Here is a 23573-nt window from a genome sequence, read left to right on the forward strand (position 1 = left end):
GGAGCGCATCCTAATATATTGAGATAAAGATATTTTTCTGTTCCCTAAACGTCCGCATTCATTTAACCGCACGCAGTTAATTACAGACAACGCCGACCTTCCGGGAAAAATATAAGCCCTCACAGGAGTGGGTTTTCGTAGGCATCCAAAGTGCATCCTAATATATTGAGATAAAGATAGTTTTTTGTTCCCTAAACGTCCGCATTCATTTAACCGCACGCAGTTAATTACAGACAAAGCTGACCTTCCGGGAAAACATTCGATCTCACAGGCGTGGGTTTTCAGGAGGCATCCGGAGCGCTGAGGAGAGAGCGGAGGCCAGGGCGGAGCGGCAGGGATGCCGCGAAGAGGACGGCTGCGCCACGGAGGGCGCATCCGGCCGGCCCGTCAGGCCGCAGTGAGTGACGAAGGAACAGCGACGGCTGCCGGACGCCGGGATTGTTAAGGGGCTGGCGTAAGCCCCTTAACACGTCCGCCTGCACGGGCAGGCTGAAACTGCCCAACGCCTGGCGGGCGGAACCTTCTCATAGCCAGAGTAAGCACCCCATTCCCCGACGGGCAGAACCATCTCATAGCCAGAGTGAGCAACCCAACGCCTGGCGGGCGGAACCTTCTCATAGCCAGACCAAACAACCCAACGCCTGGCGGGCGGAACCTTCTCACAGCCAGAGTAAGCAACCCAACGCCTGGCGGGCGGAACCTTCTCACAGCCAGAGTAAGCAACCCAACATCCGGCGGGCGAAACCTTCTCATAGCCAGACCAAACAACCCAACGCCCGACTGGCGGAACCTTCTCATAGCCAGAGTAAGCAACCCATCGCCCGGCGGGCAGCCCCCCATCAAAACCGATGATAACTCCGCTGCGCCGTACTCACCTTATACAAATAATGCCGCGATTCCGCAGACGGATGCTGTTTAGACAGCGTCTGATAAACCTGACTGGGTGACATGCCGTTAATGATAGTAACCGCACGATCCTTATCGCTGGAGAACACACGCAGTACGCTGCCTGCACCGCCGTTATAGGCGGTAATGACGGCATAGCGACGCGAAAGCGGGTCCTGAATGCCTGCCAGATAGCTGCGCTGCAGCAATGACAGGTAAGCCGTACCGGCATCAATGTTGTTCTCGGGGTCCAGCAGGTAGCTGCGGCTTGGTTTGCCCCATTTACCCTTCATGCGGAACACATCTACGCCCGCGGTATGCTGTACCACCTGCATTAAACCCAGTGCGTCAGAATGGCTGACGGCGTAGGGGTTAAAACTGGATTCGGTCTGCATAATCGCGAGGATCAGAGACGCATCAACGCCATATTGCTCAGCAGCCTTACGCACCATCGGCAGATATTTATGCGCACGCTTATCAAGATGGTTAGGCACCATCGGAATGGTAACCGAGTAGATCACATGCAGACCAGAATTGCGACGCTGCAGTTTATTCGCAATCAAATAGTCCGCAAACGCCTGAGCGCGGCCCTGCCAGCGGATGGCCTGCCCGGTGTTATCCAGTACCTGACCATACAGCAGCGGTTCTTTACTGATTTGGATATCGTTGACATCAGAATAAAGATCGACATTGCCCGGGTCCTCGCCGATCAGCAAGGTGGTCACGATCGCCTGACGCAGGCTGGCCGTGGGATCGGTACCGGAAATGGTCTCAATAGTGATATTACCGCTTTCAAAGTTGATATGGCTGCGGGTGTAATAGTTGTCGCTATATTTGACGTAGTCTTTTGGTCCGGCAATCAGAACCTCATTGATACCCCAGATGTTCTCAATGTTATGGGCGAACTGCCCCATCAGGATGTCAAATCCGTTGGTGTCCTTCACCCACTCTTCTGAATAGGTCGGGTTCTTTTTTCCGGAACAGGAAACTAAAAGGGGTGCAATCACCAGCAGGGCTATCAGCTTTTTATTCATCTAAAATACATGCCTGACCTGGAAAACGGCCCCAGTACTGAGGCCAAAAAGGTTATGCTTCGGGTGGCGTATAGCCTTCAATGTGGACGTCTTTGCCTTCAAACAGGAAATTGATCATTTCCTTTTCGAGCACTTTGCGATCTTCGGGGTTCATCATGTTGAGCTTTTTCTCGTTGATCAGCATGGTTTGCTTGGCCATCCATTGCTGCCAGGCTTCTTTCGAGATTTCATTGTAAATGCGTTTTCCCAGATCGCCAGGGTAGAGTTGGAAATCTTGTCCTTCAGCGTCACGTTGTAAAAAAGTACAAAAAATAGTGCGGCTCATTATTCTTCCTCGTTAATCTCACAGCGGCCTAAAGGCAACTGCTGGGGATGGCGCAGTTCGTGCAAAAGACGCTCTACGGGTGCGGCTAATCCCACAGACGGCGGCAGCGTTAAGTTATACCAGAGACCGCCCGCTTCATCCATTAATGCCCCGGCAGAAGGCCATGACAGCCACATTGGGACGATATCCAGATGGAAATGGCTGAAGGTATGACGAAACGCCGTAAGCTGCTGAGGTTTCGCCCGAATGCCTCGTGCCGTCAGCCAGTCGGTCATCGCCTCTTCACTGGTGAACTGCGGGAAGCAGAATAATCCGCCCCAAAGGCCCACCGGCGGACGCTGTTCCAGCCAGACCTTGTCGCCATGTTGCATCATCAAAAACCAGCCGCTGCGCGCCGGCAACGTCTGTTTCGGCTTTTTCCCTGGATAGCTGGCCCAGCTGTTGTTCGCCCGGGCTTCGCATCCGCTGTTAAGCGGACAGATGTCACATTTCGGTCGGGAGCGGGTACACACCATTGCGCCCAGGTCCATCATTGCCTGGTTAAACTGACTGACGCCTTCGGCTGGGGTGACGTCCTCGCTGATTTGCCACAGGCGTTTTTCGACATCTTTTTTACCCGGCCAGCCACCTACCGCGTAACAACGTGCCAAAACCCGTTTAACGTTACCATCCAGAATAGGAAAATGCAGACCCAGCGACAGAGACAAAATAGCGCCAGCGGTAGAACGTCCCACGCCAGGCAAAGCGGCGACGTCATCATAGTTGCGGGGAAACTCGCCGCCATGAACATCCACGACCTGTTTTGCCGCTTTATGCAGGTTGCGCGCCCGGGCGTAGTAACCCAGACCGGTCCAGAGATGCAATACCTCGTCCAGGGGCGCGGCGGCTAAATCGCTGACGGTAGGAAACCGCGCCATAAAGCGTTCAAAGTAGGGAATAACGGTGGTCACCTGGGTTTGCTGTAACATGACTTCAGACAGCCACACCTTATAAGGTGTTTTTTCCAACTGCCACGGCAGGGTTTTACGGCCAAAGCGCTGATACCAGTCCAGCACCTGTTGCGCGAACTGCGGGGCTTGCATCATAAAGGGGATATTTCCGTGATTACGCGACATTCGGGCAGGAATTCCAGCATAAGCGCACGTGAGAGTAAACCGGAAGATTGAAAAGGCCTGTTTCATTCAGGCCCATCGGATGCGTTGCCTTGACCGCCCCTGGGCGAGTCGCCACGGGCGCGCCAGCATCAATCCCAAACGCCAGACAGCAACAGGCCAGATGATATGCACCTGGCCTGCTGTGGCTGTTCGAAACCCGGTATTAAAAGCCCGGCGTGCGGCTTTTACGGTTCAGATCCAGGTATCGCAAGGCTCCTGACCGGAATCGCTTCTGACGCCGGCGGTTTACGATATTTATCCAGGAGATGGATCTGGATTTTCCGCAGCATATCGCCGTTCAGCCTGTAGAAACGGAAATAGAGCAGTAGCGTCAGCATAAAAAATACCGCGGGCAGTGCGATCATAATAAATTGCATACCTACCAGGGTTTCCTGTGACTGTGCGATGTTAGGCATATAGCCAATTATCCCCAGCACCACGGCGATAAAGAAAGCGGCAAAGGCTGAACCGCCTTTCACCACCATGGTCTGCACCGAATAAGCAATGCTCTCGCAGCGCACATGCAGCTTGTATTCACCGTAATCGACGGTATCCGCCACCATGATCACCTGGAGCACCCAGAAAAGGGCAGTACCGGTATTTAACAAGATGCCGGCCACCACAATCAGCGGAGTGGAGTGATAGCCCGCCAGCGCCATGGCAAACAGCACGCCACAGCTCAGTATGGGCAGTGCGGACGCCGCCGCCCACAGAATTCGGCGCGACAGAATATTCACCAGTTTCGGGAACAGGATTAACGTCACCAGGTTCGCCGCACCGGCATAAGAGAGATAGTAGGGGAAAAGAGCGGCATCGCCGATAACGTAGGTGAAATAGTAGATGGCAAAGCCGGTAATGATGTTAGCCGCGACATTGTAAGCCAGCGCCATTCCCAGCAGGCAGGAAAGCTGATCGTTACGATAGATGAGGGCGACAATGGCTTTCAGTCCCAACCGGCTGCCATCCGTGGTTTCATCGTCAGTGGACGAATAGACTTCATGCACGTTTCGCAGCGTCACCAACATTGATGCGATAAAAAAGGCAATTAACACCAGGGTAAACATCTGGAAGCCTAATCCGCGATTGTCACCGCCAACATAGCTGACAAAGGGCAGGGCAATGCCTGCGGTGACGAAGGAGGCAAGGCTGGCGAAAAAGCGCGGCCAGGGCACCAGCTCTTCACGTTCGCGCTTGTCCAGAGTGATAGTGGGCACCAGCGACCAGAACGGGATATCCATAATGGTGTAGGTCATGCCCCATAAGATGTAAGTGACGCAGACGAACACCAACTGGGCCGTGCCCTCAAATAAGTGGGCGCTAAACAACAGGAACAGCACCAGCGAGTTCGCCAGCGTGCCCACAAAAATCCAGGGTTTGAATTTCCCCCAGCGTGATCGCGTGGCATTAACGATCCAGCCCATGATCGGATCGTTAATGGCATCCCAGATCCGTGCCACTAAAAACAGCGTACCGACGACACCAACCGATAAACCCACTACGTCGGTGTAGTAATACATCAAATACATATAAACAATGCCAATAGCGAAATCTTTCCCAAACGCGCCGAATCCGTAGCTGAGTTTTGTCGTTATTGAAATGCTCATCGGGTACCGGGACGCTGTTGCCAGCGCCCGCCTTCTGTTATGGAATACAGCAGCAGCCGGACTGCATGTCCGGAGACAAAGACGTTACGCGTGAAGCCAGGTGGGCAACCAGTCTCCGTGTTCGGCGATCAGCTCATCCACCAGCGCATAAATCTCCTCAATGCCCAGCACCGCTGCCGTGTGGGGGTCCAGCATGGCAGCGTGGTAAACCCGGTCACGGTTTTCCGTCAGGATGGCTTCGGTCAGCAGCGTTTGCACATTGATATTGGTTTGCATCATGGCCGCCAGATGTGACGGCAGCGTGCCGACTTTGGTGGGCTGAATCCCGTTGGCGTCTACCAGGCAGGCGACTTCCACACAGCATCCCTGTGGCAGATTGTCGATTAACGCATCATTGCGCACATTGCCGTAAATCACGGCCGGTTCGCCTGTCCATATCGCATTCATAATAGCGCTGGCATACTCGCGCGATGGCTTACTTTCAATGCGTTCAGCGCGCTTGTAATGCTCAAGTTCGCTACGCCAGTTATCCAGTTGCTCTACGCAGCGTTTAGGATATTCGTCCAGCGGGATCTGGTAGTGCTCAATCAGATCGTCTCGTCCCGGCTTGATAAACCAGGGCGTGTATTCCGCGAAGTGTTCTGAAGATTCGGTGACGAAATAGCCCAGTTTTTTGAACATTTCATAGCGAACCAGGTTCGGGCAGCGTGGATTGCCGTGAATATTGGGTTTCGGTGCCTGCCCGGCGTCAAAGGCGGCCAGCAGTTCCGGATACAGATTGACGTAGGTACCCTCTGCGGTTTTCCGCTCCAGCTCCAGATAAAACGCCATATGGTTGATACCGGCAGAGCGGTAGCGTAAATCGGCAGGGTTGAGGTTGAGATCGTTCGCCAGCTCTTCAGCGGTTCCCTGAACGGAATGGCACAGGCCAACCTGTTTGATATGCGGATAACGTGCGTACATCGCCCAGGTGTTCATCGCCATGGGGTTGACGTAATTAAGCATGGTGGCATTGGGGCACACCGCCGTCATATCTTCACAAATCTGCCACAGGTGCGGGATGGTGCGCAGCGCGCGCATGATGCCGCCGGGGCCAAGCGTATCGGCGATGGTCTGCTCAAGGCCATAGCGCTTACATACCGCAAAGTCTGTGACGGTACAGGGTTCATAGCCGCCAATCTGGAACGCCACCACCACAAAATCGGCATCGACTAATGCCGTTTTCTGATCACTGTGGCAGGTAATATGGCCTGCCGCGCCAGCCGAACTCATCAGCTTGCTGACCACGGTGTAGGACTCGTCAAGCCGGGTTGCATCAATATCCATCAACGCGATATGGGCTGACTTCAGCGCATCGCGGTGGAAGACATCGCCAAGGATGTTTTTGACGAAAATAGTGGAACCCGCGCCAATAAACGTAATTTTGGGTGCAGACATCAGGATGCTCCATTGCAAGGTTGGATAACGTCATAGTGTCACGCCGTAACTAACGAAACTTCCTTCTAATCAGGGGAGCATTCCCAAAAACTCAGATCTGCCCGCCGCCAGCATCGGATCTGAGTTTTTGGGATAAATTTACCTGGAAAGAAGAGTATCTGGCCTGAAAAGCAGAGAATTATTAACGCGAACCGCCCATTTTTGGCCTCTGCTACTGGCCTGAGCCCTTCAGATATGGCAGGGTTCTGATAATTCAGGAGAGGGAATGATGATGATGCAGCCTGGCGTACCGCTTCCACCCGACCCGCATATGTGTAGCAGCGATGAAAAGCAGACCCGCAGTCCGCTGTCGCTCTATTCTGAATATCAGCGCATGGATATCGAACTGCGTCCGCCGCTGGCCATGACCACCAGCCACTGGCACGGTCAGGTGGAGGTGAATGTCCCGTTTGACGGTGACGTGGAGTACCTGATCAATAATGAAGTCGTCCAGATTAAACAGGGTTACATCACGCTGTTTTGGGCCTGTACGCCGCATCAGCTTACGCGTCCCGGCAACTGCCAGAACATGGCTATCCTTAACCTGCCGATGCATCTGTTTTTGTCCTGGCCGCTCGACAGAGAGTTAATCAATCATGTTACTCATGGCATGGTGATTAAGTCTGTGGCAAAGCAGCAGCTCAGTGTGTTTGAAGTGCAGCGCTGGCAGCAGGAACTCAACAGCCCCGACGAACAGATCCGCCAGCTTGCCGTCGATGAAATTGGCCTGATGCTTAAACGCTTTAGTTTGTCGGGATGGCAGCCGGTAGGGGTGAACAAAACCTCTCGCACGCATAAAAACAGTGTGTCGCGTCATGCCCAGTTTTATGTCAGTCAGATGCTGGAATTTATTGCGGATAACTACGATCAGGCCTTGACCATCAATGACGTAGCCGAACACGTTAAGCTCAATGCCAATTATGCGATGGGCATTTTTCAGCGCGTTATGCAGCTCACGTTAAAACAGTACATTACCGCCATGCGCATCAACCATGTCAGAGCGTTATTGAGCGACACCGATATCACCGTGCTTGATGTGGCGTTGACGGCCGGATTCCGATCCAGCAGCCGCTTCTACAGTACATTTGCTAAATATGTCGGCATGTCTCCACAGCAGTATCGTAAGCTGAGTCAGCAGCGGCGGCAGACGATGGCTTTATAAGCTGTTTTTCGCGTGATGCGTCGAGATCCTGACAGGTGATCTCAACAAGGAAATTTCTGCGGTTTACTCTACACTCAGGCAGGAAATCGCGCTTCAGGGCACCCAGGAATAAAGCAGAACGTGGCAAAGGCTTGCTTCTGCTTTTGAACTTTGCATAATGCCCGTTTCCCAGAACAGGCAAACCAGCAGGCTTCTACATGATTAATGATGTCATCACCCCGGAATATGATGAAAATGGACGCCCGTTGCGTCGGATTCGTAGTTTTGTGCGCCGTCAGGGCCGCTTAACCAAAGGCCAGCAGCTGGCGCTGGATAATTACTGGCCGGAGATGGGTGTTGAATATCAGCCTGATCCCATTGATTTGCCTGTGCTGTTTAGTCGTGATGCGCCGGTGACCCTGGAAATTGGCTTTGGTATGGGCGCCTCGCTGGTGACCATGGCGCAAAATACGCCACATCAAAACTTCCTGGGGATTGAAGTGCACGCGCCGGGCGTGGGGGCCTGTCTGGCTTCTGCAAAAGAAGCGGAGGTCAGCAATCTGCGGGTTATGTGTCATGATGCTGTTGAAGTGCTGGAAAAAATGATTCCTGATAACTCACTGCGCATGGTTCAGCTTTTCTTCCCGGACCCGTGGCATAAAGCCCGTCACAATAAACGCCGCATTGTGCAGGTGCCCTTTGCCGAACTGGTGATGCGTAAACTTAAGCTGGGTGGCGTGTTCCATATGGCGACCGACTGGGAAGCCTATGCAGAACATATGCTTGAGGTCATGAGCAGCATTGCAGGTTATCAAAACCTGTCTGAAGACAGCACGTATGTGCCGCGTCCGGAAACGCGTCCACTGACAAAATTTGAGCAGCGCGGGCAGCGTTTAGGCCATGGCGTATGGGATTTAATGTTTGAGAGGGTGAAATAATGGCCACACAACGCAGCCGCCGTTTACGTAAAAAATTACATATTGATGAATTTCAGGAACTGGGCTTTTCTGTGGCCTGGCGTTTTCCTGAGGGCACCGCTGAAAGTGACATCGACGAAACCCTGAATCAGTTCATCAATGAAGCGATCGCGCCTAATGGTCTGGCTTTCGATGGTAGCGGTTATCTGGCATGGGAAGGGCTGATTTGCCTGGAGCAAACCGGTAAATGCACCGATGAACATCGTGAGCTGGTACGCAAGTGGCTGGACGACCGCAAGCTGCAGGATGTGAAAGTGACCGAACTCTTTGACGTCTGGTGGGACTAAGTTACCAGCAGTGTCGCTTTCACACCCACACAGGGAGATTGTATGATTCGTAACGCGCTGGTCGCCGGTCTTTTACTGGCAGCAACGCAGGCCCAGGCCGCCTGGGAGTGCAGTGTCAAACCACAGGATGATGTTGTTATTACGCCACAAAACGTGCAGGTGGTGGGTGAAAACGGCAACATGCAGATCTCGACGCTGGGCGATGTGCAGTTCAACGGTCAGAAAATGACGATGAATGCGGCTAACCGTCAGAAGGCGATTGATTATCAAAATGCCTTACGTCGCGATCTTCCCTGGATCGATAACGGTGCCACATCCCGTCTGGAGAAAGGGCGTGCTGCGCTGGATAACATCATCACCCAGCAAGTCGGGGAATCCAGCCGGTTACATGAGCGGCTGGCAACGCTGAATACCCAGTTAAAAACCCAGATGAACCGCATTATTGAGCATCGCAGTGATGGTTTAACCTTCCATCATCAGGCGATCGATCAGGTTCGTGCCGATGGTCAGCAACTGGTTAATCAGGCGATGGGCGGTATTCTGCAGGACAGCATCAATGAGATGGGTAGCAAAGCCATGTCCAACGGTGGCGGCAGCGGTTTGCAGGGGTTGATGGGGAATCTTGGCGGCCTGCAAAACGCCATTCAGAGCGAGTGGAATAATCAGGAAGCCGACTTCCAGCAGTTTGGGAAAGCGGTCTGTAACCGGGTTATTGCTCTGGAGAAAGACCGGAAAACACTGGTCAGTTCGCTGAAGTAATGCTTCACAGAGGGCCTGCTCCGGCGGGTCGTCTGCCCTTCACCGTGCGGTTCATTGAGCCAGTGGTCGCCCGTCCTCAGGGCCTGTGCGCCCGGGCGATGAAGACGTCCGTGTTCAGGCGTCATCAAAGTTGCGCCCTTCCTGAATCTGTTGCAAAACAAAAGGGGCTGAATTCATCAGCCCCTGACAGGATTTAGTCGTTGTTAACCTCTTTAGCGACCGTTTTGTTGCTGGCAACGTAGTTATAAATAACCAGCAGGGCAAAAATTCCCGTGATCACCATGGTGATCGTTCCCTTATCAAGGAACCTGGCCATATTACCCAGCAGTATCCCCGTAACGCCAAAATCGGTGTCCGAGAAGGTGGTGTTGGTCAGGCCGATGGCACCCAGCACAGGTAATAAGGCGACCGGCAGGAAGGTAATCAGAATACCGTGCGCAAAGGCCCCTAACATTGCCCCGCGTTTACCGCCGGTTGCATTACCAAATACGCCTGCCGTTGCGCCGCAGAAAAAGTGCGGTACGACACCTGGCAGGATTAATATCCAGTGCAGCTGTCCAAGAATAAACAGCCCCACCAGTCCGCCGACAAAGCTGGAAATAAAGCCAACCAGAACGGCATTAGGCGCATAAGGGAAAACGATAGGGCAGTCCAGTGCCGGACGCGCGTTGGGCACCAGCTTCTCTGAAAACCCGGTAAATGCCGGTACAATTTCCGCCAGAATTAAACGCACGCCCTGAAGGATAATAAAGACACCCGCAGCGAAGGTAATAGCCTGCACAAACGAGTACACCAGATAGTTTTGTCCGTGGCTGAACTGACTCTCCACATATTCCCTGCCCGCTGAGACGGACAAAATAAAATAGATGATCATCATCGTCAGGGAAATCGAGATGGTGCTGTCACGCAAAAAACTCAGGTTTTTTGGCATGTTCATCTCTTCAGTGGATTTTGAACCTTTGCCCACCAGAGAGCCTATCCAGCCTGACAGGACATAACCCACCGTGCCGGTATGCGCCAGTGCAACCTGATCGTGCCCAATGATTTTACGCATATAGGGCTGAGCCAGTGCCGGGAAAAAAGCCATTAACATTCCCAGCGTCAGCGAGCCGGTATAAATAAGCTGCACGCCTTCAAATCCGGCCACCGACAGGATAATGGCAATCATACAGGCCATATAAAAGGTCACATGACCAGAGAGGTAGATATATTTCAGGCGGGTAAAACGGGCAACGGTGATATTTGCCACCATGCCAAACGCCATGATAAGCGTCGTGGGCGCGCCATACTTCGCCAGGGCGATAGACACCATCGCCTCATTATTTGGAATAATTCCCTGAACGTTAAATGCGTGCTTAAAAATATCCCCCAGCGGCGTTAGTGAACCAACCAACACCGTGGCACCGCCTGCCAGTACTAAAAAACCCAGGATGGTTTTTACCGTGCCTTTTATCACATCCGGCAGCGGTTTGCGTTGCGCGATCAGACCGAACATCGCCACCAGTCCGACCAGAATAGAGGGGACTTTCAGCACGTCGACAACTACCAGTAAAAGGTTTTGTATAAACATAATAACCTCAGCGGTAAGTGTTCTTTTATAAGTGGGTGACAGGATTATTTATTGAAGTACTCGCGAATTTTTTGCTCAACTTCTTTCAGGTCGATAATGTTATTAATGATGATGACTTTTTCCGGCGGCAGGTTAGCGCTGTAGGCGATGTCTTTTGCCATAACAAACACATCCGCCACGTCCGGTGTCACTGAGCCGAGATCGGAATGCTCAACGTCCGCCGTGACATCAATCGCTTTAAGCACTTTTTTGATGTTCATTTCCATCATGAAGCTGCTTCCCAGGCCTGAACCACACACTGCCATAATTTTCATAAAAACCTCTTTGAAGTTGAATAGGTTAATTGGACATGTCGTTTGCTAACAGCACCGCGCACAACGCGTGTTGGCTTTGTGCCTGGTACACGCGTTCCATGATGGCGTCGTCAGTCAAGACTTCAGCCAGCTGCGAGATCATCTCGATGTGGCTGTTGCTGTCAGGGGCGGAGAACATGAAAAGAATGTCGACAGGATCGTTTTCCCCCGCATCAAAGGTGACCGGGTTTGCAAGCTTCACCACGGAGAGCCCCAGCTTCATTGCGCCTTGCTCAGGGCGGGCATGCGGCATGGCAATGCGCGGCGCGATAACGAAGTAGGGGCCGGTTTCCTCTTTAAGGCGGATAATCGTGTCGATGTAATCCTGCGAAATCGCACCTTCTCTGAGCAGGGGATCGCCAGTGATCTGAATCGCGGCTTTCCAGTCGGAAACGCGTTCAAGATAGTGAATTTTGTCAGCATTCAGCCATTGGGTCAGATTCGCCATACGTTATCCTGGATAAAAGGTTATGCAAAAAAGTCAGGATGCAGGCTCGCCGCATTCATCAAGCTGTACAGTCAGCTTTCTTTGTTTCTTCACGCTGTCATCCCTTTTCCGTTTCATCCAGCAAAACGGCTGGCAGCAGGATGAAAAAGAAAATAAATATAAGCCATTATAAATTATGATTTTTATTTTGACTGCACGCATCAGTTTTGAACATTCGCTGTTGCAAAAAACGTTTCGTACGTATAGACATGTTTAACCTGTCTAGTCATCTTGATGATGCACCTCGACCTGTACAGATACAATATGCAAGAATCATTTCTGGCTGGACGAAGAGGATTTGAGTGCAAAATCGTTAGCTGGATCACATCTGGGTCCTTTCTTACTGGCACGTCGTGACGGAAATCAGGCGTAAAGGCGTTGCTGTAGCGCACCGCAGGCACGGGCACACTATTCGGGAACATGCTGATGTTCGATGGCATTACAGAGAAGCAAAAAGAGGTTGTCGACTATATTCTGACGAAGATCATGCAGGATGGCCTTCTGCCGGGCGATAAGCTGGACACGGAAATTGCCATTGCCAAGAACATTGGCATTACCCGGGCGACGGTGCGGGAAGCTACCCGAATCCTTATTGAGCAGCAGCGCATTTATCGGGTAAAAGGTTCGGGCCTGTTCGTCGGCTCAATCGGCAAGAGTAATCATTCTGGCCGGTTTCATGCGCTTTCGCCGTTTGATTATCAGGCGCACAAAAAAGGACACAAAGCGGTCAGGAAGGTGCTCACTGCCAGCATTATCAAAGTGCCCGGGCCCGATATGGCGCAGGCTTTACGCATCAAGAACAGCGACCAGATATACAAAATCGTTCGTCTGATGTGCTTTGATGACATCCCTGTCGCACTGGAATATATCCATCTGCCCGTCAGCCTGTTTAACAGCATGGAGTTTGGGCGACTGGAAATCTCAAAATATTCGTACATTGAACAGATCACCGGCAAGAAAATTCAGCGTCGTGATCAGCAACTGAATGCCATCAACGTTACCGACGGTGAGCAGCTCAGGCTGCTGAATTTTAATGCGAATGATGCGGCGCTGGAGATCAACGAAACCGTCTATCTGGATGATGGCATGCCCTGTGAGGTTAACATCGCCATTATTAACACGAGGCTGTTACAGCTAAGGCAGAATACCGAGCGCGGTTGAACGGCGGTGCAAACGGCCCGGTTACGCTCACCTGTGGCGTCAGGCTTCCGGGCCGGGAAGGCGCTACGCTTCCGCTAAAAACAGCTCCAGCAACGTGTTCAGGAACAGTTTGCCCTTCTCTGTAATCTGCCAATATTCCGGCGTTTCGGTGATGTAGCCTGCGGCAAGCGCCTGGTCGATCTGCGGGCGAACCCACGTTTCATCCAGCCCGGTATAGCGGCTAAAGTCAGCACGCGGCGCGGGCTCCAGCAAACGAAAACGGTTCATAAAGAACTCAAACGGCTTATCACTGTCCACAACGTCGTACTGCTTGTCGAGATAGTTTCCCTTCATAAAGCCACGCGGATGACGCACTTTTATCGTGCGGACAATGCGGCCATCGGGCTGGGTCAGTTTGCCGTGCGCACCACAGCCAATGCCGAGATAGTCACCAAACCGCCAGTAGTTCAGGTTATGTTCACAGCGGTAGCCCGGCCTGGCATAGGCCGAGGTTTCGTATTGCTGATAACCGGCGGCGGTCAGCAACTGATGACCCTGCTCGAAAATATCCCACAGGGCGTCATCATCCGGCAGTGTGGGCGGGCGAGAGGCAAATAAGGTATTCGGCTCAATGGTCAACTGATACCAGGAAAGATGCGGTGGATTGAGCGCAATCGCCTGGCGTAAATCGTCCAGCGCCTCCGTCAGTGACTGATCGGGAAGGCCATGCATCAGGTCAAGGTTGAAGCTGCGTAAGCCTAACCCCTGAGCCAGTTCGGCGGCGCGTTTCGCTTCGTCTGGCCCGTGGATACGGCCCAGTCGTTCCAGCTTCTGCGGACTGAAGCTCTGTACGCCAATGGAGATGCGGTTAATGCCGGCGCGTTGATAAGCGCTGAAGCGGTCAGCTTCTACCGTGCCCGGGTTCGCTTCCATCGTGACTTCCGCATCTGCCGTCAGCGTCAGGCGCTCGCGCACACCATCCATCAACATCTGCATGGCGCTGCTGCTTAACAGGCTTGGCGTTCCGCCGCCGATAAACACCGTGCGAACCTCGCGACCCTGAATCAGCGGCAGATCGTTTTCAAGATCGCGCAGCAGGTGCTGCACATATTCAACGTGCGGCACCTCATCCTTTAAGGCGTGAGAATTAAAATCACAGTAGGGGCATTTCTGTACACACCAGGGAATGTGGATGTACAAACTCAGAGGCGGTAAATCAGGCATTACGCATCGCTTCCAGTAACAGCGTCAATGCTTTACCACGATGAGAGACTTTTCCTTTCTCTGCTTTAGTCAGTTCGGCGGCGGTTTTACCCAATGCCGGAACATAGAACACGGGATCGTAACCAAACCCACCGTTACCGGCTGCCGTCCGGGTAATTTCCCCGTCCCAGCTACCGTGGAACACCAGCGGCGTGGGATCAGAAGCATGACGTAAATAGACCAGCACGCAGTGGAACTGTGCCTGACGTTGCCCGTCGGGCGTGTTTTCCAGCGCCTGAAGCAGTTTTTCCAGGTTCTGCTGGTCGCTGGCCTCTTCACCGGCATAGCGGGCAGAATAAATCCCGGGTGCGCCACCCAGCGCATTTACGGCCAGCCCGGAGTCGTCTGCAAGAGCAGGAAGCCCGGTAAGCTGCGCGGCATGACGCGCTTTCAGGATGGCGTTTTCGATAAAGGTCAGGCCGGTTTCCTCGGCGGATTCCACGCCGAGTTCGGTTTGCGCCACGATATCCAGACCAAAGGCGGCGAGCAGATCCGCCAGTTCACGTACTTTGCCGGGATTACCGGTGGCAAGAACAACTTTTTGCATAACAGTTCCAGTTTGATTCATTTACAGCAAATACCAGAGACCCGGGAACAGATCCATGCCAAGGAAATTCAGGGCATACAGCACCAGAATCACAATCATGGCTGAGAAGTCGATGCCGCCCATGGCAGGGAGAATGCGGCGAATCGGCGCCATTAATGGCTCGGTCAGTTGGATCAGCACGAAGTCCATCGCACCGCGGCCCTGGCTGATCCAGCTCATCAGGGAGCGAATGATAATCACCCAGAACACCAAATAGCCGGCAGATTTCAGCAACGACAGCAGCCCAACCAGCAAATTGGTGGGATCGACAGAGAACACGCCGACCTGGATGAGCAGCAGAAGCGGGTATTTAAGCGTTGTCAGTACAAAGGCTAACAACAGAGATGCCGTATCGATCGGACCCAGTGCAGGCAGGATACGACGTAAGGGTTTCACAATCGGCTGAGTAATCTTCACCACAAACTGGGCAAGCGGATTATAAAAATCACAACGTGACCACTGCATCCAGATGCGCAGCAGCAGCACCATGACGTAGAGATCGATTATCGTTTTTACTAAAAACGTCATTGTTAACATGAAGTTCCTCAATTATTGTTGTGAAGGTTGTGTGTAATCACGCGCGCCAAATATAGCGGTGCCAATGCGCACCAGAGTACTGCCAGCGGCGATGGCCGCCTCCATGTCATCGCTCATCCCCAGTGAAAGGGTGTCAACATTACTATATTGCTGTTTTAGCTGGTGAAATGCATCAGCCATTTGCTGGCATACCGCCAGCTGTCGCTGATAATCCTGTTCGGGTGCCGGAATCGCCATCAGCCCGCGCAACCGCAAACGCGGCATGGCGGTAATCTCCTGAGCCAGTTCGGCAACCGCATCCAGCATGATGCCAGATTTACTGTTTTCGTCACTGATATTTACCTGAATTAAGACATTGAGCGGCGGCAGATGTTCAGGCCGCTGATCGTTGAGCCGCTGGGCGATCTTCTGGCGATCGACGGTGTGGCACCAGGCAAAATGTTCGGCTACCAGTCGGCTTTTATTGGACTGCAGGGGACCAATGAAATGCCATATCAATCCAGGATGTGAGGCCAGGGACTGAATTTTTTCAACCCCTTCCTGAACGTAATTCTCACCAAAATCAATCTGACCCGCCGCTGCGGCTTCTTCGACCGCGCTCGCAGGCTTCGTTTTGCTTACTGCAAGTAACGTAATTTCTTCTGGTGCCCGGCCGCAACGGGTTGCAGCAGCAGCGATTCGCTGACGGACTTGCTGTAGGTTGTGCTGGATTGAAGTCATAGTCTGGAGATCAAAATGGATTTGGATGAAATAGTGGCGCTTAGTGTAAAGCATAACGCCGCCGATCTGCACCTTTGTAACGGACATTTGCCGTACTGGCGCCGTCAGGGCAGGCTTGAAACGCTTCCCGACCAGCCTGTCCTGTCTGCTGACTGGATGGCGCGGTTTACCTCGGCATGGCTGGACACTGAACAGCAGGCGCAGCTGAAGCAAGAAGGGCAGCTGGATTTTGCGTTAACCCTGGTGAGTGGACAACGCCTCCGCGCCAATCTGTTTAGGCAGCGTAACGGGCTGTCACTGGCGTTGCGTATTATTGCCAGCCACTGTCCCACGCTGGCAGCGTTGCGCCTGCCGGAGGTGGTGCCGACCTTACTGGATAAACAGGACGGGCTGATTTTGATTACCGGCGCAACCGGCAGTGGTAAATCGACCACGCTGGCGGCTATGGTCGATGCCATCAACCGGCTGCAGGCGCGGCATATTCTGACGCTGGAAGATCCGATTGAGTTTATTCATCACAGCCAGCAATCCCTGATTCAACAGCGCGAAGTCGGGTTGCATTGCCGGTCGTTTAGTCTGGGCCTGAAAGCGGCTTTACGGGAAGATCCTGACGTGATTATGCTGGGTGAACTACGCGACAGTGACACCATTCGTCAGGCACTGACCGCCGCAGAAACCGGACATCTGGTGCTGGCAACCTTGCATACGCGCGGCGCGGTTCAGGCGGTGGACAGGCTGGTGGATGTGTTTCCTGCAGATGAAAAAAATCTGATACGCACGCAACTGGCGGGCAGCCTGAAAGCGGTTATTGCGCAGCAGCTGGTTTCTGCCATCGATGAGAAAAGAGTCGGGCTGTTTGAGGTGCTGATTACGACCAGTGCGGTCATCAACCTGATTCGGGAAGGCAAAATGCACCAGATTCCTGCCATTTTGCAAACCGGCGCGCAGGCCGGAATGCAAACGTTTGAGCAGAGCCGTCTGGCCCGTCAGGCCGAAGGCGTTATTGCTTAATGGGTTTCAAACCAGTCCTGCAGGATAATTGCCGCTGACTGTGAATCCACTGATCCTTTGTTCAGCGCACGATAACCGCCCCGTTCAAACAGATCGGCTCGCGCTTCGACGGTGCTGAGGCGCTCATCCTGCAGCTCCACGCGAATGCCGAAACGACCATGCAGGCGGTTAGCAAACTTGCGCGCGCGCGCGGTCAAAGGCTGTTCAGTGCCGTCCATATTTAACGGTAATCCCACCACCACAAAATCAGGCTGCCACTCTTTGAGCAGTTTTTCGATTTGCAGCCAGTCAGGCGTGCCATCCTGCGCCTTGAGCGCACTCAACGGGCGGGCATTGCCCGTCAGCTGTTGTCCCACCGCGACGCCGATACTTTTGGTGCCGAAGTCAAAACCTAACAACGTTTGTGTATTCATCAGGCGTGACCTGCATCGCTGGCCATATTGTGAATATCAACGCCAATGCTGCGTGCGGCTTCACGCCAGCGCTCAGAGATCGGCGTCTGAAACAGGATGTTGCTGTTAGCCGGTGTGGTCAGCCAGGCGTTTTCCATCAGCTCGTTTTCAAGCTGGTCTTTTTCCCAGGCACAATAACCCAGCGCGACCAGCACATGATCGGGCTGTGAGGCCGTGCCAATCGCTTCCAGAACGTCGCGTGAGGTGGTAATCACGGTGTTGTCTGAGACGCGAATGCTGGAGGTAAAGGTTCGCTGTGCCGAATGCAGAATAAAGCCGCGATCTTCTGCCAGCGGACCACCGCTGAACACCGGTTTATCAAGATTGATTGCCGGGTCGCGGTTTTCTTCGGCGATCTTGAGCTTTTTCAGAATGCCGTCAACCGTCAGGTTTTCCATCGGCTTATTGATAATCAGCCCCATTGCCCCTTCTTCGTTATGCTCGCAAATGTAGACCACAGAACGTTTGAAAAAGGGATCTTGCAACGATGGCATGGCAATTAAAAAGTGATGCTGTAAATTCATTCTCACATGCTTTACCAAAGATAACCGGTGCGCGACATCTGCACCGGTGTTGGGTTGATCACGGAGCATGGCCCCAGCGTTATGCTCAGCCCAGGCGCTTCTCGATGGCGTCCATCAGCATACCGGTGATGGAGACAGGGAACGCGGCCTCGATTTCACGAATGCATGTCGGGCTGGTCACGTTAACTTCAGTCAGTCTATCACCAATAATGTCGAGCCCGACAAAAATCAGGCCTTTGGCCTTCAGGGCAGGGCCGACACGGCGGGCAATTTCCCAGTCGCTTTCGCTCAGCGGGCGAGCTTCGCCGCGTCCGCCAGCCGCCAGGTTACCGCGGGTTTCTCCCCCCTGCGGAATACGCGCCAGGCAATAGGGAACCGGTTCGCCATCGACCACCAGAACGCGCTTATCACCGTCTTTGATCGCCGGCAGGTAATTTTGCGCCATGCAGTAACGGCTTTCATGTTCAGTCAGGGTTTCTGCGATAACACCGAAATTCGGGTCGTCCTGCTTCACGCGGAAAATGGACGCGCCGCCCATGCCGTCCAGCGGCTTCATAATGACATCGCCATGCTCCTGCCAGAACGCCCGCAGCTGTTGCTTAGAACGGGTGACCAGCGTATCTGGCGTGAATTCTGCGAACCAGGCGGTATACAGTTTTTCGTTACAGTCGCGCAGGCTTTGCGGCTTGTTGACGATTAGCGTGCCCTGTTCTTCTGCGCGCTCCAGGATATAGGTGCAGTAGATAAATTCGGTGTCGAATGGCGGATCTTTTCGCATCAACACGACGTTCAGGTCAGCCAGTTTAATCACCTGCTCGCTGCCAAACTGATACCAGCTTTCGGCATTCTGTTCCACGCTGAGCAGGCGAGTGCGGGCAAAAGCCACTCCACCGCGCAGGGAGAGATCGTTCATCTCCATGTAGTGAATTTCGTAACCACGGCGCTGTGCTTCCAGCAGCATTGCAAAGCTGGAGTCTTTCTTAATGTTGATGGATGAGATCGGGTCCATCACGATGCCAAGCTTGATCATTATTATCTCCTGAAGGAGGCGGGGATTACCGTCTCGTTCCGTTCGGGCGAAAAGGGGCTGAACAGTCAGGACGCGGTTTGTGCTGAGCGCGACCCGATGAAGCTAAAAGTATCGCTTAACCCAGGTCACCAAACCTCACCTGAAGTGCCGTGATGGCGGTCAGTGCCGTGGTTTCGGTGCGTAAAACCCGTGGGCCAAGCAGAATATCGGTAAAACCATGCTGCGCCGTCATGGCAATTTCATCCGTTGACAGCCCACCTTCCGGACCAATCAACAGGCGGATACGTTCGACCGGCTGGGGCAACGTATTGATGCTGTGGCTGGCGCGCGGATGCAGATTTAGTTTTAACCCACTTTCTGCTTCACTGCACCAGGCTTCCAGCGTCATGGCCGGGCGGATTTCAGGTATCCGGTTACGACCACACTGTTCGCAGGCGGCAATGGCAATTTTTTGCCACTGCTGAATTTTTTTTGCCAGACGTTCGGCATCCAGTTTGACACCACAGCGTTCAGAAAACAGCGGTGTAATAACATTTACACCCAGTTCGATCGATTTCTGAATAGTAAATTCCATTTTTTCGCCGCGAGACATCACCTGACCGAGATGCAGATAAAGCGGTGATTCGCGATCGTCTTCCTGGCTTGCCGTGATGGATACTTTTACACGTTTTTTATCAACATGCGTGATTTCTGCTGCGAAAGTCAGATTACTGCCATCAAACAGTTCTACATGCTGCCCACTGGTCATACGGAGCACGCGGCCAACATGGTTGGCGGCGTCGTCGTCCAGCGTAATTTCACTGCCAACGTGAACAGGCTGTGCGTGATAAATGCGAGGTATGCGCATAAGGTCCCTGAGAGCTAAACGCCGCGGGATTAACGCGGCGGGGCGGTGAAACCGTTAGTTTAGGGCAGGGATTTTAACGCTTGCAAGCCTCGAGCACATAAGGATTATGATTCCCCTGTACGCGCGCGATGCGCTGGTCGCGCTCACATTCCCATTTGCTCACCGGATAGAGCTTGTCCCAGGCCGTGAATAACTGGGTTTGTTGACGCGACAGGCGCAGATGATACTGGTCACGCATGTAGAAGTAAGTGCGGGCGATTGCGCCGCGAGCCCGCTCTGGCGGCTGCGCCTGCTTGTTTTTAAAATCAATTTGCATGGTGCACTGACCGTACTGCTTTTCAGTGCCGTTCCACTGGCTGTAAGCGTAGTTACCGCGGTCACCATTCACCTCACCGATGGCCGGCTGCAGATTGTGCAGGTCGGTTTCGATACGGCGGTAGTCGGCATCTTTACTGCAATTTTTGCGGCCGCCATTCTGCCAGCACTGACGTTGATGACCGAACTCCCAGGCAGGCATCACATGTTCCCACTCAATACGCGCGGCGCGGTTGGCATTTTTGCGCGGCTGATAACCACAACTGTTCAGGTCAGGCTCGCCCTTTTTGCCGTGCCAGCTAATCTTACAGCCACAATAAAAGCTGCCTGGCGCATCCTGGTTAATCTCTGCGGCGAAGGCTTTGGCCTGCTGAAAATTATTTTGATGATAGTTATCGAGGTTAAGGGCCTGGCTGTTAAAAGATGCCAGTAACAGCGCCGTGGTTATGATTAATTTGCGAGACATATTCCAGTTTTACCCCTGATCCTTAAAAGGGCGGCAGGGTACCAGAATGCAGGCGCAGGCGGAATGAGAATCCGTTCAGGAGAGGGGAGAGACGTCGGCTTTCAACAGGCTACCGCAGTGCACGCAGCGGTACTCGCTTTCGCCACGGAGCACGCGGTTATGGCGACGCACGGTAAGCTGGTGCTGTTGACACTGGCAGCGATAAGCAAAAGTGCGGCTGCGCACCGACTCGACTTCGAACTGATGAGTGCGCCGTGCCGGCACGCCCAGAACGCTCTCCATCATCCATTTCCACTCTTTGCCATGGGGCGCGACGCGGCCAAAGGTTTTCCACACCAGCAAATGGGCCAGCTCATGGGGAACAACTTCTTCAATAAAGGCCTGCTGATTTTCCATCAGCAGGACGGGATTGAGGCGAATTTCCCATTTTTCCAGCCAGGCCGTGCCAGCGGCGGTGCCACGCTGCTGATAAACCAGCGTTGGCTCAGGATAATGGCGTTCAAGCTTTTCATTGGCCCGCTCAAGCGCGCTACGCAGGGCGCGCATAACGGCTTGTTGCAGGGCAATGGGAAGGCGGGCTGTTTTCATGGCGCTCAGCATAAGCGGCGCAGGCGAGGAACTCAACAGCAATACACCGCCTGCAAAAAAGGTATGCTGGCCGACCGGCACCACCCGCTTTTTAATGAAACTGCTTAACCGTCTGCGCCAGTTGCCGGGCCTGGTCCTCAAGAGAACTCGACGCAGCTGACATCTGCTGAACCAGCGCGGCATTCTGCTGCGTGGTCCCATCCATTTCGTTGACGGCGATGGTCACTTGCGCAATGCCGCGAGCCTGCTCATCGGAGGCGGCAACGATTTCACCGATGATATGCTGCACGGATGAAACGGCAGTCGTCATCTCATGCATGGTTTTGCCCGCATCGTTGACCAGTACGACACCATTTTCGACCCGCACGGCGGACGCTTCAATCAGGGCGGAGATATCTTTCACGGCGCGAATCTGCGCCATACTGGCGGCAGTCTGTTCCGGGGCCGCGGGCATCTTTGAAAGAAAAATGAAGCAGCGACGGTGACTACGGGCGAATAGCCATGGCTGGACAATAATAAGGCGGGGGATTTTTCGAGAGAGAACGCCGGTAAAACGCCAGCAAAAAAGCCAGTCAGTTTTCACTGACTGGCTGTGGGATACACATGAAAAGCGGAGGCTTACTGACCGATGTCGCGCAGCTTTTTACCTGCCATCAGGTTACGTTCAATGTGCTCCAGCGAAACGTTTTTGGTTTCGGGAATTAACATAACCGTCAGTACGATGAAGAAGACGTTCAGCAGACCGTAAACCCAGAAGGTCGGTGCATTGCCCAGCGTATTCAGCATGGTCAGGAAGGTTGCGCCGACAATCATGTTGGCGATCCAGTTGGTGGTCGTTGACACGGTGATACCGAAATCGCGTCCTTTCAGCGGCTGAATTTCAGAACACAGAACCCAGATCAACGGACCGGCTGACATGGCAAAGCCCACGATAAACATCAGCAGCATGCCAATCGCGAAGTACTGCGCGCCTGACGAATGAATGCCCATATGCAGCATGGTGCCAAGAACGCCCATACCGGCCGCCATGACCAGGAAGCCCAGAATCAGGGTAGGCTTACGGCCCCAGCGATCCACCAGACCGATAGCAATAAAGGTTGCCAGTACGTTAACCAGGCCGACAATCACCGTTCCCCACATCTGTTGGGTGGTATTTGAGAAACCTGCAATCTCAAAAATTTTCGGTGCGTAATACATGATGACGTTCATGCCGGTAAACTGTTGCATAACCTGCAGTAGAATGCCCAGGTACACCGCACGACGGAAGTGGCTGCTACTGGTAAATAATCCCCAGCCTGACTGTTTGATCTTCAGGCTTTCACGGATCTCATCCAGCTCGCGCTTTGCCTGCTCACTGGTATCACGCAGGCGATCCAGTACGCGTTGCGCATCGCGGAAGTTGCCTTTCGCCGCCAGCCAGCGTGGGCTGTTAGGCAGGAAGAACACGCCAACCAGCAGCAGCAGGGCAGGAATAGTGATAACGCCCAGCATCCAGCGCCAGTTACCTGTAAAGCTGAACGCCGTATCGGAAAGATAAGCACCCAGAATACCGATGGTGATCATCAACTGGTACAGGGAGATCATGCTGCCGCGGATTTTTTCAGGGGCAATCTCTGAAAGATAAAGCGGCGCGGTGTAAGAGGCGATACCTACCGCCAGACCCAACAGCACACGTGCGCTGATCAGCATTTCAGGGTTCGGTGCCATGGCTGACCAGAGTGAGCCAATAACAAACAGAATCGCACCGGCCATCAGGCTTTTCTTACGGCCCAGACGGGATGACATCCAGCCGCTGCCGATGGCACCGATCGCTGCACCAAACATCATGGAGCTGACAATCCACTCCTGTTGATGGGCAGTGACGTTAAAGTCCTTCGCGATAAAGGGCAGAGCACCGGCAATAACGCCGATATCCAACCCAAACAGCAGGCCTGCGAGGGCTGCCAGAAAGCAGACAAATAAGGTCATTGCCTTATTTGAGGTTCTGCTTTTATGTGAATTGCCAGGCATGGTTGCCTCCAAAATTATCCATCATTGTTGTT

Annotated in this window: 25 protein-coding genes and 1 pseudogene; 6 read left to right on the forward strand and 20 right to left on the reverse strand. The window is 53.3% G+C overall.

Going from position 1 to position 23573, the window contains the following annotated elements:
* Positions 1–839: 839 nt before the first annotated feature.
* The 5 genes from mltC to NR177_RS14190 all read right to left on the reverse strand — a co-directional run bounded on the left by mltC (position 840) and on the right by NR177_RS14190 (position 6442).
* The gene (gene mltC / locus NR177_RS14170) at positions 840–1919 is read right to left on the reverse strand and encodes a membrane-bound lytic murein transglycosylase MltC (protein WP_063880850.1); all 1080 of its coding nucleotides are present in this window, start codon (positions 1917–1919) and stop codon (positions 840–842) included.
* Between the two features lie 52 nt (positions 1920–1971).
* Positions 1972–2244 (reverse strand): oxidative damage protection protein, encoded by a 273-nt coding sequence (locus tag NR177_RS14175; protein WP_013027107.1) that lies wholly within the window; start codon positions 2242–2244, stop codon positions 1972–1974.
* The gene (gene mutY, locus NR177_RS14180; protein WP_063881251.1) at positions 2244–3329 is read right to left on the reverse strand and encodes an A/G-specific adenine glycosylase; all 1086 of its coding nucleotides are present in this window, start codon (positions 3327–3329) and stop codon (positions 2244–2246) included. Before mutY ends, NR177_RS14175 begins: the two co-directional genes overlap by 1 nt.
* A 254-nt stretch (positions 3330–3583) precedes the next feature.
* Complete coding sequence (melB, locus tag NR177_RS14185) at positions 3584–5002, reverse strand: melibiose:sodium transporter MelB (protein ID WP_145394474.1); 1419 nt, start codon at positions 5000–5002, stop codon at positions 3584–3586.
* 84 nt (positions 5003–5086) lie between these two features.
* The gene (locus NR177_RS14190) at positions 5087–6442 is read right to left on the reverse strand and encodes an alpha-glucosidase/alpha-galactosidase (RefSeq protein WP_256853138.1); all 1356 of its coding nucleotides are present in this window, start codon (positions 6440–6442) and stop codon (positions 5087–5089) included.
* Positions 6443–6707: 265 nt separating this feature from the next.
* Between NR177_RS14190 and melR the strand changes: the two genes are divergently transcribed.
* From melR to NR177_RS14210, 4 genes are all read left to right on the forward strand, one after another.
* Positions 6708–7640, forward strand: coding sequence for a transcriptional regulator MelR (melR, locus tag NR177_RS14195; protein WP_063881250.1), 933 nt, complete (start codon positions 6708–6710; stop codon positions 7638–7640).
* A gap of 197 nt (positions 7641–7837) precedes the next feature.
* Entirely contained in the window at positions 7838–8557 is a 720-nt protein-coding gene (gene trmB / locus NR177_RS14200; protein ID WP_256853116.1) for a tRNA (guanosine(46)-N7)-methyltransferase TrmB, read from the forward strand.
* Complete coding sequence (locus NR177_RS14205) at positions 8557–8883, forward strand: YggL family protein (RefSeq protein WP_063880846.1); 327 nt, start codon at positions 8557–8559, stop codon at positions 8881–8883. The genes trmB and NR177_RS14205 overlap by 1 nt, the downstream gene beginning before the upstream one ends.
* A gap of 42 nt (positions 8884–8925) precedes the next feature.
* Entirely contained in the window at positions 8926–9642 is a 717-nt protein-coding gene (locus tag NR177_RS14210; protein ID WP_063880845.1) for a DUF2884 domain-containing protein, read from the forward strand.
* Positions 9643–9835: 193 nt separating this feature from the next.
* On the opposite strand, the gene NR177_RS14215 is transcribed toward NR177_RS14210, so the two are convergent.
* From NR177_RS14215 to NR177_RS14225, 3 genes are read right to left on the reverse strand one after another with little or no spacing between them, the layout of a single operon-like run.
* A complete protein-coding gene (locus NR177_RS14215) occupies positions 9836–11212 on the reverse strand; it encodes a PTS ascorbate transporter subunit IIC (protein WP_096011795.1) in 1377 nt (458 codons plus the stop codon).
* A 44-nt stretch (positions 11213–11256) separates the two neighbouring features.
* Positions 11257–11526: a PTS sugar transporter subunit IIB gene (locus tag NR177_RS14220; RefSeq protein ID WP_096011794.1), complete on the reverse strand. Its 270-nt coding sequence runs from the start codon at positions 11524–11526 to the stop codon at positions 11257–11259.
* Positions 11527–11551: 25 nt separating this feature from the next.
* Positions 11552–12013, reverse strand: a complete 462-nt coding sequence (locus tag NR177_RS14225; protein WP_256853117.1) for a PTS sugar transporter subunit IIA — start codon at positions 12011–12013, stop codon at positions 11552–11554.
* Positions 12014–12478: 465 nt separating this feature from the next.
* Between NR177_RS14225 and NR177_RS14230 the strand changes: the two genes are divergently transcribed.
* Entirely contained in the window at positions 12479–13213 is a 735-nt protein-coding gene (locus NR177_RS14230; protein WP_063881249.1) for a GntR family transcriptional regulator, read from the forward strand.
* Between the two features lie 63 nt (positions 13214–13276).
* Here NR177_RS14230 and hemW read toward each other — a convergent pair whose 3' ends face one another.
* The 4 genes from hemW to NR177_RS14250 are packed head-to-tail and all read right to left on the reverse strand — an operon-like array spanning position 13277 to position 16298.
* Positions 13277–14416 carry a radical SAM family heme chaperone HemW gene (gene hemW / locus NR177_RS14235; protein WP_063880841.1) on the reverse strand — a complete coding sequence of 380 codons (1140 nt, stop codon included), beginning with the start codon at positions 14414–14416 and terminating at the stop codon, positions 13277–13279.
* Positions 14409–15002: an XTP/dITP diphosphatase gene (locus NR177_RS14240; RefSeq protein ID WP_063880840.1), complete on the reverse strand. Its 594-nt coding sequence runs from the start codon at positions 15000–15002 to the stop codon at positions 14409–14411. The genes hemW and NR177_RS14240 overlap by 8 nt, the downstream gene beginning before the upstream one ends.
* Before the next feature lie 21 nt (positions 15003–15023).
* Positions 15024–15578 carry a YggT family protein gene (locus NR177_RS14245; protein ID WP_063880839.1) on the reverse strand — a complete coding sequence of 185 codons (555 nt, stop codon included), beginning with the start codon at positions 15576–15578 and terminating at the stop codon, positions 15024–15026.
* 12 nt (positions 15579–15590) lie between these two features.
* Positions 15591–16298, reverse strand: a complete 708-nt coding sequence (locus tag NR177_RS14250; RefSeq protein ID WP_256853118.1) for a YggS family pyridoxal phosphate-dependent enzyme — start codon at positions 16296–16298, stop codon at positions 15591–15593.
* Positions 16299–16313: 15 nt separating this feature from the next.
* Between NR177_RS14250 and NR177_RS14255 the strand changes: the two genes are divergently transcribed.
* Positions 16314–17309 carry a type IV pilus twitching motility protein PilT gene (locus NR177_RS14255; protein WP_241568282.1) on the forward strand — a complete coding sequence of 332 codons (996 nt, stop codon included), beginning with the start codon at positions 16314–16316 and terminating at the stop codon, positions 17307–17309.
* Here the strand turns inward: NR177_RS14255 and ruvX are convergent.
* The 8 genes and pseudogenes from ruvX to NR177_RS14295 all read right to left on the reverse strand — a co-directional run bounded on the left by ruvX (position 17306) and on the right by NR177_RS14295 (position 23541).
* A complete protein-coding gene (gene ruvX / locus NR177_RS14260) occupies positions 17306–17722 on the reverse strand; it encodes a Holliday junction resolvase RuvX (RefSeq protein WP_063880836.1) in 417 nt (138 codons plus the stop codon). The genes NR177_RS14255 and ruvX overlap by 4 nt on opposite strands.
* Positions 17722–18285, reverse strand: a complete 564-nt coding sequence (locus tag NR177_RS14265) for a YqgE/AlgH family protein (protein ID WP_063880835.1) — start codon at positions 18283–18285, stop codon at positions 17722–17724. Before NR177_RS14265 ends, ruvX begins: the two co-directional genes overlap by 1 nt.
* Before the next feature lie 85 nt (positions 18286–18370).
* The gene (gene gshB / locus NR177_RS14270; protein WP_063880834.1) at positions 18371–19315 is read right to left on the reverse strand and encodes a glutathione synthase; all 945 of its coding nucleotides are present in this window, start codon (positions 19313–19315) and stop codon (positions 18371–18373) included.
* A gap of 115 nt (positions 19316–19430) precedes the next feature.
* Positions 19431–20162, reverse strand: coding sequence for a 16S rRNA (uracil(1498)-N(3))-methyltransferase (rsmE, locus tag NR177_RS14275; protein WP_096011789.1), 732 nt, complete (start codon positions 20160–20162; stop codon positions 19431–19433).
* A 73-nt stretch (positions 20163–20235) separates the two neighbouring features.
* Positions 20236–20943, reverse strand: coding sequence for a deoxyribonuclease I (gene endA / locus NR177_RS14280; RefSeq protein ID WP_145394478.1), 708 nt, complete (start codon positions 20941–20943; stop codon positions 20236–20238).
* Positions 20944–21018: 75 nt separating this feature from the next.
* Positions 21019–21531, reverse strand: a complete 513-nt coding sequence (locus NR177_RS14285) for a SprT family zinc-dependent metalloprotease (protein ID WP_074181059.1) — start codon at positions 21529–21531, stop codon at positions 21019–21021.
* 91 nt (positions 21532–21622) lie between these two features.
* Positions 21623–21937 (reverse strand): annotated as a pseudogene (locus tag NR177_RS14290) (methyl-accepting chemotaxis protein); the annotation flags it as partial.
* Positions 21938–22149: 212 nt separating this feature from the next.
* On the reverse strand, positions 22150–23541 hold the full coding sequence (locus tag NR177_RS14295; RefSeq protein ID WP_063880830.1) for a sugar porter family MFS transporter: 1392 nt from the start codon (positions 23539–23541) through the stop codon (positions 22150–22152).
* Positions 23542–23573: the final 32 nt, after the last annotated feature.

It is taken from the genome of Pantoea sp. Fr+CA_20 (assembly GCF_024520835.1).
GTDB lineage: Bacteria > Pseudomonadota > Gammaproteobacteria > Enterobacterales > Enterobacteriaceae > Pantoea > Pantoea allii.